Origin of the sequence: Burkholderia sp. BCC1993, assembly GCF_905339865.1 — a bacterium.
Lineage (GTDB): Bacteria > Pseudomonadota > Gammaproteobacteria > Burkholderiales > Burkholderiaceae > Burkholderia.
In genome coordinates this window covers 1-8,961 of sequence record NZ_CAJPGZ010000038.1, presented here as the reverse complement: position 1 = coordinate 8,961, position 8,961 = coordinate 1, and the positions used below count along the sequence as shown (strand labels likewise).

The following is an 8,961-nucleotide window of genomic DNA, read 5'->3' as shown; positions in this document are numbered from 1 at the left end:
GACGGCCGCGCCCGCTTTCGCGAGCTCCAGCGCGATTTCCTTGCCGATGCCGCTTGCGGCGCCCGTGACGACTGCGGTCTTGCCATTCAGGTTGCTCATTTGGAATTTCCCGTGGTGAAAGGATTGACAGGGAGAAAGGACTGCGGACGTGTTACTGAGCCAGGTAATCGTAGACGACTTCGCCGAGGCCGAGTGTCAAATCCGCGACGAGGTGGCGCGCTTCGACGATCTCCAGCACCGGCAGGTCGGCCACCGGCGCGAGCGCGTGCGGTGCCAGTTCGAGCGACGCGGGGCCCGTCCACGCGCCCTTCATCCTGATGTCCTGCATGTAGTAGCGCACCAGTTCGCACACGCGTGCGGTGCCGTCGACGTGCGGGATGATCTTCAGCAGGAAGTTCGGGCCGGCGAGGCGCTTCGTCTGCTCGTCGATGTCGAGTTCCTTGTGCTTGTAGCCCATCGTGCCGGTCGCGACGCGCACCTTGCCGTAGTCGAGCGTGCCCAGGAGGTGGTCGGTGTTCACGTGCAGCGTGGGCGACGCGAGTTTTTTCGGGAAACCCCACAGCTCGCGGCCGCCGGCGATCGGCGGGTGATCGTCGAGATACATCGCGAGCGTGTAGCCGCCGGCCTGGCCGTTGTACTCGACGGGGATCACCTGGCCGCTTTCCGTGTAGTCGCCGAAGCCCGTCGAATCGGCCATGCGAATGAATTCGTAATGGACGAGCGGCTCTTTGACCTGCAACGGCTCGGGCACGATTTCACGCAGACGGTCTGGATCGGTGCGATACGTGATGATCAGAAACTCACGATCGACGAAACGGTACGGGCCCATCGGAAAGGCCGGGCTGGTCAACGGCATCGCAAACGCTTTCGATCTGACATCGCTGGGTTTCATGCGGACTCCTTGTTGTTGATCGCTTCGTGGATGAGTGCTCGTAAGCTCGTAATCCTATGCCTGTGCGTTGCCGTTGTGCGATGCCGCATATGGAATTAATTGTTGCCGATTTCGAATGATTTGCGACGCAAATATTGAGACGAACGGTGCAAACGGCATGGCGCGCGGCGTCCGATACTCGCACGCGTCGGTGACGTCACGATGTGAAAAAGGTGAGCCTTTACGGGATGGTCGGTGAGCTTTTACGGGAAACGGTTGCGCGTGAATGTGACAATTGTGTGAACTTGTGTTGCAGTGCAGGCTCTAAGTGCGTTCGCGCGCGGGCCCCGGCCCCGGTCCTGGTCACCGGTTGCCCGGCGCATTAAGCATTGCTTAAGCGAGTGAGCACTAGCATCGTTCGCATCCGACCGGCACCCCCGGTCCCGTCACGACATCCCACGCAACCGGATTCATGCAGAACCTCAATCTCACCCTGTTTTCCGCCATCAATGCCGGCGCTGCGCCGCACCCCGGCGTTGCCCGCCTCGCGATCTTCGCCGCCGACTGGCTCGTCTATGCGCTGCCCGCGATGCTGCTGCTGACCTGGATCTTCGGCGAACGCCCGACGCGCCGCCAGGCGATCGAAGCCGGCGTCGGCACGTGTGTGGCGCTGGCGCTGGCGCAGGTGATCGGGCATTTCTGGTTTTCGCCGCGGCCGTTCATGGCCGGAATCGGCGCGCAACTGATTCCGCATGCGCCGGACAGCTCGTTTCCAAGCGACCACATGACGTTCGCCTGGAGTCTCGCGGTCGGCATGATGCTCGCCGGCAGCACGCGGCTGACCGGCGTCGTGATGGCCGCGATGGCCGTCGCGATTGCATGGGGGCGTGTGTATGCGGGCGTGCACTGGCCGTTCGACATGGCCGGCGGCGTGCTGGTCGGCACGGCCGGCGCGCTGGCCGCGCACCTGTACGGACAACGCGTGGTCGAGCTGCTCGAACGGATCGGCGACGTCGTGCACGCGGTGGTGATGGGGCGCGAGCGCACGCCCTGAGCGGGAAAACTACGCGGGAGAAGTGCAGGCCGGACGCCGTCAACCGGGCGTCTTGGCCGCTTCCGCCGACGCGGACGGGCCGCCGCCCGCTTCATGCAATTCGGGTGTCTCGCCCGGATGCCGTGCGGCGTCACGGTCGAGCGCGCTTTCCTTCAGGATCGCGCACATCGCGACGAACAGCGCGAGCACGACGACCGCCAGGCTGCAATAGCCGGCGATCTTCAGGTTGCGAAGGAAAGGCGAAGCGTGGCTTTCTCTTGTCATGACCGGGCGCTCCTGGGCGGGCTGCGGCGGCTGTCGCCCGACAGCGGCGTCGCAGACATAGATATATACCAGCCGCCCCGCCGATGCCAAGCCCGCCCGTGCGCGGGCGCCCGTTCGCGTCAGTCTTCCAGCGTTTCGTGCACGGCCGTCGCGCCGCGCTTCCAGTAGGCCGCCGCGCGGATGCGCGACTTGTCGACGCCGCGCTCGCCGGTCAGGTGCTGACGCACCGCGCGCATCGACTGCGCTTCGCCTGCCGCCCACACGTAACCGTCGCCGGAGGACGGCAGCGGCAGCTCGCGCACCGCATTCAGCAGCAGGTCGCCGTCCGCGGCGTCGGCTTCGGCGCGAAAGCGCCAGATTTCATGCACGTCGGCACGCGTATCGAACGCGATCTGCGCGGTGCGATCCGCGACTTCCAGCACGACCGCCGTGCGCGCGCCGGCCGGCAATTGCTCGAGACGCCGCGCGACTGCAGGCAGCGCCGTATCGTCGCCGATCAGCAGGTGCCAGTCGAAATCGATCGGGACCACGAACGATCCGCGCGGGCCGCCGATGCCGAGCCATTGGCCGACGTGTGCCTGTGCCGCCCACTGCGATGCGGGGCCCGGATGGTTCAGCACGAATTCCAGATCGAGTTCGCAGGCGGCGCGGTCGAAGCGGCGTGGCGTGAAATCGCGCGCGACCGGCTTCGGTTCGCCTTCGGGAAACTCGGGGCCGTTCGCGCCGAGCGTCGGCATCGCGGGCCGTTCGGCGCCGGGCGGCGGGAAGAACACCTTCACGTGATCGTCGAACGACGACGATTCGAAATCCGCGAGGTCGGGGCCGCCGAGGGTGACGCGTAGCAGATGCGGCGTCACAGCGTGCACGCGCACGACCTGCAGCAGGCGGAACTTGAGGGTATGGCGCACGCGGGTGACGGCGCGTTCGGAGGGGTTCTGCATCAATCCGTTCTCCTATGGTTTGGACGGGTGGCGCGGATCACGCGCCGCTGCCGCCTTCGATTTCGGCCGTCGCACGGCGCATGATCGCCGCGATGCGTCGCTGTTCGTCGGCATCGGCCGCGCTCTTGTGGAGCAGCGCCCGCTTCAGTGCGAGGCGGGCCTCGACGAACTCCGGCAGCCAGCCGGGCTGCGTGTCGTCCTGTGCCTCGCTGCCCGCCGCTTCGCCGGCGAACGCGCGACGCATGAATTCCATCTTGCGTGCCAGGTGCGTGAGGCGCGCGAACAAGGTGTCGACGCGCTCGCGCTGTGCGTCGAGATGCGTGCGGCCGGCGTCGGTCAGCGCATAGCGCTTGCGGTTGCCTTCCGCCTGCGATGCGACGAAGCCGACTTCGTCGAGATACGTGAGCGCCGGATACACCATGCCGGGGCTCGGGCTGTAGAAGCCGTTCGAGCGCGTATCGAGCGCCTTGATCAGTTCGTAACCGTGGCTCGGTTGCTCGGCGACCAGCGCGAGCAGCAGCAGCTGGAGATCATCGGAGCTGAATTGGCGGCCGCGCGGCATGCCGTCGTCGCCGAAATCACCAAAGCCGCCGCGTCCGCCACGGCCACCGAACGGGCCGCCGCCGAACGGATCGTGGCCGCGCCGATGGCGGCCGATCAGTTGCCAGACGCTGGTGTACCAGTCAGGGCCTGCATGCGCACCATGACCGTCGCATCGGGCATGGCCGCGGGAGGAGTTGTGTCGCATGATCGTGTCCTATATGTCGTAAAACATATCTAAAGATATATATCGAAAGATAGGGTGTCAAGGCGGATTATTTGGGGGCGGATGTTGATGGGAGGGGGTGTAGGTTGTCTCGGTTCTTAGAACGTCTTCCGCGAGTTAACCAGGTGAGCCCCTTTTCCGAACAATTGCGCGCACTCCGGCTCCGCTACGGTATTCGTCAGACGGATCTCGCGGAGGCGATAGGCTTCGAGCAAAGCTATGTCTCGGCGATCGAGCTCGGAACCAAAGGGCCGCCCTCGATCGAATTTGTAGAACGAGTGTCGGCACACCTGCGACTATCGGTCGACGAAGACTCGGGCCTGCGCGAGGCGCTGCACCTGTCCAGGCGAAACTTTTCTATTCCTCAAACCGCGTCAGCAGCCATCTTTCGCCTTTGTAGCGAGCTTTGGTGCGAACTGGACAGGTTGGTCGTAGCGGGTCTGCCGAACAGCGCTGAGGTCTTGAAGGCCAATCCGCAGTTGACTCGGCGGTTCTCAGCAATTCATCAATTGCGTCGCTTCGACTGGATGGTCCCCGAGGATCTTCTCGGCAATGTAGCCCGAGCCGTTATCCGTAAGCCATTCGATTTCCGCTGGCGCCTTCAGGGCGTCGCCAAAGCGATGTTCGACGGCCGCGAGCATCACGTCACGCACGATGTTCCCGCTGTGGCCGCCGGTCGTCGCCGCCCAGCTCATCGCTTCGCGGTCGCAGCAGTCCAACGCAAACGTCACGCGCAGCGGTTCGCCGTTGTCGCAACGAAACTCGAACCCGTCAGAACACCAGCGTTGATTGCTCTTCGCCACCGCGACCTTGCCGTCATGCCGACGCTGTGGGTGCGGCGGCATGGGCCTGCGCTCGACCAGCAAGCTGTGTACGCGCATGTGACTGTGTCCGGTGTTTCAGGGGGTTGCTCCAAAGACTAACATTGCTGCTGGCACTGAAAGCCGGTACCGCTCAGACAAAAGAGAACTCGCTTGCCAAATGGCTGCAAGAAACGTCTCGGGTCACCCGACATTGACCGCGTGATGACGACCTGGCAGCGGTGCCCGAGCTGTTGCCCGGATTTTTATGCGGAAGTATCCTCGGTCAGAAATTCGCGGCGAGCCGATCCGAGACGGCGGCACGCACTTGAAGCAAGCGGCGCGTTCGAACCGGGAGGGATCGAATCGCCATCAGACGTGAATGTTTGACATCATGAAATCTGAATCTGCCTCGGCATTGGGCTTTTCCACGCCCCAGGAAAGAACCGGGACGCCTCATTCCTTGTTCGAGGATCTCTACGCGATGATCGTCGGCATGGTATTCGTCGTAACCGGGCTGGTGCTACTGAAGGCCGCCGGGCTTGTCACGGGCGGAATTGCGGGCATTGCGCTGCTTGCAGCGTATATCTTTCCGCTGCCGGTCGGCCTGATATTCACGCTCGTGAATATCCCATTTTTCGTCTTCGCCTACTTTGTGATGGGGGCGCGCTTCGCGATCAAATCGACGGTCGCGAGTTGCGGAATCACACTTGCCTTGATGGCGATGCCAGGAACCCTGACCATTGCGTTCGTCAGTCCGCCTTTTGCAGCATTTACCGGCGGTACGTTGTGCGGCATGGGCATTCTCGCGCTTGCTCGGCACGGTGTCGGTGTCGGCGGAACCGGTATCGTTACCCTGTGGCTGCAACGTGAGCGCGGCATCAACGCCGGCATTACGCAGATGTGCATTGACGCCACCATTCTGCTGGTGTCTATGTTGACGATACCGGCCGGCCGTGTTGGTTGGTCGGCGCTCAGTGCCGTGGCAGTGAGCGGAATGATCGTGGCATGGCACCGCCCGGGACGTTATACAGGTATCACGCAGTAATTCCAGGCGGATTGCACGGCCGCGCAGCACGGAGTCGGACAAGGGCGGTGGTCGTAGGGCGGGATTGGTGAACGACGAAGATTGATCGATGGCGATCGCGGATTAAATCGAACCCATCAGGACGGCTCACGATCGATTCTGGATTGGCGGCCGGGACGAGGCACGGCTAACCGATGCCGTGGTCAGTCAGTCGGACACCGAAAACCCGAGCATCTCGTCGAGTGTGGCCGGACGATGCCCGAGAAATCCCTGCGTGTAGTCAATGCCGATCTCGAGCAATAGCCGCTCGACGCGCTCTGTCTCGACGAATTCGGCCACGGTCCGCTTGCCGTTGCCGTGGGCAATTGTCTGGATGCAGCGCACGGTCGCGTGGTCGACCGGATCGGAAACCAGGTTTCGAATGAACCGCCCATCGATCAACAGGTAATCGACCAGCAGAGTCTTCAGGCGGCCGAACGACGAGGCTCCGCTACCAAAAATCGTCGAGCGCGAAGCGAATCCCGCAGCCTTTCGTCGAGTCGAAGAACGCCATTGAATTGCCGAGATTCGTGATCGCCGCAGTGATCACGGCGTCGCCGATCGAATGCAGTGTGGCCCGCAATCGCTCGTATTGTTCTGCGAGTTGCGACTGCACGCGCTTTCGCTCCGTGACGTTCTGCATGATGTTCAGTGTGAACAGCGATGCGTCGCGCAGGTCGTGCTGGACAACGACGGACAACAGCACGTCGATTAACGAGCCATCCTCACAAACGACCTCGCACTCGATTGATTCTTAGCGGTCGTGGCGGAACAGGTGCGGTATCACGATGTCGTCCGCGTAGACTCGCGACGCTGGAGTCAGGAAATACACCCACGGGCTGCCAATCACTTCGTCGTGGTGATAGCCGAGCGTTTCGAGCCAGGTATTGCTGACATGAGCGAGCCACCCGTGCTGGTCGACCGGGATGGCAGGCGTCATCGGGTTAGTCGAAATGTGCATATCTCTTGCCGCCGGAAATTCGGTTGGGTACGTTGTCCGTACGGATTTCCAATCACTGTGCGTTGGCGACAAATAGCGATTTCGGATCCGGAGGAACGCCAAATGGGCGGGCGTACACGCATATCCGAACGCCGATCCCGGATTGTGCGGGAGGACTCCGAGGCGACAAGGCGGGCATGTGCGCTCGAAATAAAATCAGGATGCAATGAATCAAATGGAGATCGTGATGACGACGTCGGCAAATATGCATGTTGCAATGGAGCGGGAAGCGAACGATGCGGATCATGAAGGCGTCGACGCTTTCGATGACGAAAGCGTGCGCGAGGCGCTTCGCGATCGACTCAAGCATGTCAAGAAGAGGGCGGCCGAAGCGCAGGTGATTGTCGTCGAGAAGGGAAAAAAGACCGCTCGTGTCGCGAACGAGTACGTGCACGATCGCCCCTGGACAACGGCGGCAACTGCGCTCGGCGTGGGGGTGTTGATCGGGTTGCTGATCGGTCGGCGATGAGCGCAAGCGCGCCGGCCCGGCTGGCGCGTTGAGTTGGACCTCTTTCGGAACGCTGACCTATTTACCAATAGTGCTGGGCAATTGCGCCTCCGGCGCAGGTTCCCCGACGCGAGTACTCTTATATGGCAAGGGCCATTCCTCAGGATGGCAGATTGTCATTGCTCGCGGAAGGCGCTTCAAAACGCTACCTCGGCAGCGACCTTCGCTGGCCGGCCAACAGCGACGGGATTCGTCCGCTCGTACGCAGCCATGTTGAGCGTCGGCGGCTGCACAAGCTGCAGCACATCGCTCGTATAGTTCCATTCTTCCTTCATCCGTCGTTCTCATTTGTGATGCCGCGTGTGATGCCGCGTTCTTCAGCTGCTGGTCCGAACCGCAGGTGACTAGCCGGCGACAGGCCGCCCACGCAGACCACGACAACGGGGCGGCTTCGAGTCGTTCCGCCGTATCGATGGCACACGCCAGAATCAGCCAATTCTCGACAGATCCAACATGAGTCACCCTTCTCGACGCGACCGACGGCCACTCACGAAATCCATGCTGCTTCCGCTGCCTTCGGTGGACGTGCGACGCTTATCGCTGAGATTTCACCTTGCGCTTGCGGCGATGAGCTCAGGTCACGGAAACGGTGATCAGTTCATGACATTGCTCGGTACCATCTACATCGCATTCTTCTTGCGCGATATCGAGGTCGACGATGTCGATCGAGGCTTATACAAGCGTGCCGAAGAGGCGCTGGAGCACTGCATGCAACGCGTCGAGCAAGGGCAGCCATGGACGCTCTTGGCCGATGAGCGGGTAGCAATCGAGCAAATGGTGACGTTCCACGACATGCAATTATTGATCGCCCCTGCGCATCGCTATGCCGATGCCTGGGAGCGCGTGCGATGTGTCGTCGAGCAGGGACGCCCGTCTCCGATACCGGTGTGAACACGCTGACATGGGCGTCGGCACAAGCGGTTTCGCGCCCCCGGCTTCGAGAACATTCGTCACCGGCAAGTGCCGATCTCGATCGAATAGTCGCGTGTACCAGGCGGGCGGCGTGTCGGCAAGGAGAAGATCATGGCGCAATCTGAAGTGCGCGCGCGGCAAGGATGGCTCCGCGCGCGCAGCCGAATTCCTTGGCGAGTTTGACGCGTATCTGGGCACCGCCAAAGGCCTCGCGAAGGCACCCACCGGAAGTATGGCCGGCTTGTCCTGGATTCGGTAACGCAACCGACATCGAGAAATACGGTGTCACAGACGTGTCGCTCGATGCGGCCGACAACGGGTTCATCGCGGAAGTCGCTGATTCTCTCCACCTCAGCGCCAATTCGTCGTTTGGCGAATGCTTTGTCGCAATAGCGCAAGCGTTGGTCGCAATACATGACTAGGTCATTGTTTTTGTTCAGCAAATATCTAGATAACGGATTGCGACACATGAAATTCAGCTAAATGAGGAGAGGTTCTCGATGGATGCCCCCAAGGTCGTAGTCGAAGGTCTGTGCAAGGTATTTGGAAGCAACCCGCAGCAGGCGCTCGACATGCTCGCCGCCGGCGCAACGAAAGACGATGTGCTCAAGCGTACCGGTCAGGTCGTCGGTGTGCACAACGTTTCGTTCGACGTGCAGGAAGGCGAAATATTCGTGCTGATGGGCCTGTCGGGCTCCGGCAAATCCACGCTGATCCGCCTCGTGAACCGGCTGGTCGATCCGAGCGCCGGCAAGGTGCTGATCGACGGGCTCGACGTC

At 62.0% G+C, this 8,961-nt stretch carries 14 protein-coding genes and 2 pseudogenes; 6 read left to right on the top strand and 10 right to left on the bottom strand.

Annotated features, from left to right (window positions below; translation table 11 throughout):
* Nucleotides 1-99 (bottom strand): SDR family NAD(P)-dependent oxidoreductase (locus tag U4Y91_RS36305; protein ID WP_175927246.1); only part of this gene is annotated, 99 nt, incomplete at its 3' end.
* Between the two features lie 52 nt (nucleotides 100-151).
* Complete coding sequence (locus tag U4Y91_RS36300) at nucleotides 152-892, bottom strand: acetoacetate decarboxylase (RefSeq protein ID WP_044846508.1); 741 nt, start codon at nucleotides 890-892, stop codon at nucleotides 152-154.
* Nucleotides 893-1,343: 451 nt separating this feature from the next.
* On the opposite strand from U4Y91_RS36300, the gene U4Y91_RS36295 reads away from it, so the two are divergent.
* Complete coding sequence (locus U4Y91_RS36295; protein ID WP_321809087.1) at nucleotides 1,344-1,925, top strand: undecaprenyl-diphosphatase; 582 nt, start codon at nucleotides 1,344-1,346, stop codon at nucleotides 1,923-1,925.
* 39 nt (nucleotides 1,926-1,964) lie between these two features.
* On the opposite strand, the gene U4Y91_RS36290 is transcribed toward U4Y91_RS36295, so the two are convergent.
* The 3 genes from U4Y91_RS36290 to U4Y91_RS36280 form a co-directional block, all read right to left on the bottom strand.
* The gene (locus U4Y91_RS36290) at nucleotides 1,965-2,189 is read right to left on the bottom strand and encodes a hypothetical protein (protein ID WP_044846506.1); all 225 of its coding nucleotides are present in this window, start codon (nucleotides 2,187-2,189) and stop codon (nucleotides 1,965-1,967) included.
* A gap of 119 nt (nucleotides 2,190-2,308) precedes the next feature.
* Entirely contained in the window at nucleotides 2,309-3,130 is an 822-nt protein-coding gene (locus tag U4Y91_RS36285; RefSeq protein WP_321809086.1) for a siderophore-interacting protein, read from the bottom strand.
* Nucleotides 3,131-3,167: 37 nt separating this feature from the next.
* On the bottom strand, nucleotides 3,168-3,878 hold the full coding sequence (locus U4Y91_RS36280; protein ID WP_321809085.1) for a PadR family transcriptional regulator: 711 nt from the start codon (nucleotides 3,876-3,878) through the stop codon (nucleotides 3,168-3,170).
* Between the two features lie 143 nt (nucleotides 3,879-4,021).
* On the opposite strand from U4Y91_RS36280, the pseudogene U4Y91_RS36275 reads away from it, so the two are divergent.
* A pseudogene (locus tag U4Y91_RS36275) lies at nucleotides 4,022-4,195 on the top strand (helix-turn-helix domain-containing protein); the annotation flags it as partial.
* A 246-nt stretch (nucleotides 4,196-4,441) separates the two neighbouring features.
* Here U4Y91_RS36275 and U4Y91_RS36270 read toward each other — a convergent pair.
* A pseudogene (locus U4Y91_RS36270) lies at nucleotides 4,442-4,777 on the bottom strand (DDE-type integrase/transposase/recombinase); the annotation flags it as partial.
* Nucleotides 4,778-5,078: 301 nt separating this feature from the next.
* On the opposite strand from U4Y91_RS36270, the gene U4Y91_RS36265 reads away from it, so the two are divergent.
* Nucleotides 5,079-5,744: a YitT family protein gene (locus tag U4Y91_RS36265; protein ID WP_321809084.1), complete on the top strand. Its 666-nt coding sequence runs from the start codon at nucleotides 5,079-5,081 to the stop codon at nucleotides 5,742-5,744.
* 186 nt (nucleotides 5,745-5,930) lie between these two features.
* Here U4Y91_RS36265 and U4Y91_RS36260 read toward each other — a convergent pair whose 3' ends face one another.
* From U4Y91_RS36260 to U4Y91_RS36250, 3 genes are read right to left on the bottom strand one after another with little or no spacing between them, the layout of a single operon-like run.
* A complete protein-coding gene (locus U4Y91_RS36260; protein WP_321809083.1) occupies nucleotides 5,931-6,164 on the bottom strand; it encodes an EAL domain-containing protein in 234 nt (77 codons plus the stop codon).
* Between the two features lie 49 nt (nucleotides 6,165-6,213).
* Complete coding sequence (locus U4Y91_RS36255; protein WP_321809082.1) at nucleotides 6,214-6,462, bottom strand: hypothetical protein; 249 nt, start codon at nucleotides 6,460-6,462, stop codon at nucleotides 6,214-6,216.
* 54 nt (nucleotides 6,463-6,516) lie between these two features.
* Nucleotides 6,517-6,702: a PAS domain-containing protein gene (locus tag U4Y91_RS36250; RefSeq protein ID WP_321809081.1), complete on the bottom strand. Its 186-nt coding sequence runs from the start codon at nucleotides 6,700-6,702 to the stop codon at nucleotides 6,517-6,519.
* Nucleotides 6,703-6,937: 235 nt separating this feature from the next.
* Between U4Y91_RS36250 and U4Y91_RS36245 the strand changes: the two genes are divergently transcribed.
* Nucleotides 6,938-7,231 carry a glycine zipper domain-containing protein gene (locus tag U4Y91_RS36245; RefSeq protein WP_321809080.1) on the top strand — a complete coding sequence of 98 codons (294 nt, stop codon included), beginning with the start codon at nucleotides 6,938-6,940 and terminating at the stop codon, nucleotides 7,229-7,231.
* 176 nt (nucleotides 7,232-7,407) lie between these two features.
* On the opposite strand, the gene U4Y91_RS36240 is transcribed toward U4Y91_RS36245, so the two are convergent.
* A complete protein-coding gene (locus U4Y91_RS36240; RefSeq protein ID WP_321809079.1) occupies nucleotides 7,408-7,545 on the bottom strand; it encodes a hypothetical protein in 138 nt (45 codons plus the stop codon).
* Between the two features lie 223 nt (nucleotides 7,546-7,768).
* Between U4Y91_RS36240 and U4Y91_RS36235 the strand changes: the two genes are divergently transcribed.
* Complete coding sequence (locus tag U4Y91_RS36235) at nucleotides 7,769-8,161, top strand: hypothetical protein (RefSeq protein WP_321809078.1); 393 nt, start codon at nucleotides 7,769-7,771, stop codon at nucleotides 8,159-8,161.
* A 521-nt stretch (nucleotides 8,162-8,682) separates the two neighbouring features.
* The coding region (locus tag U4Y91_RS36230) for an ATP-binding cassette domain-containing protein (RefSeq protein ID WP_321809077.1) at nucleotides 8,683-8,961 on the top strand (279 nt) is incomplete at its 3' end.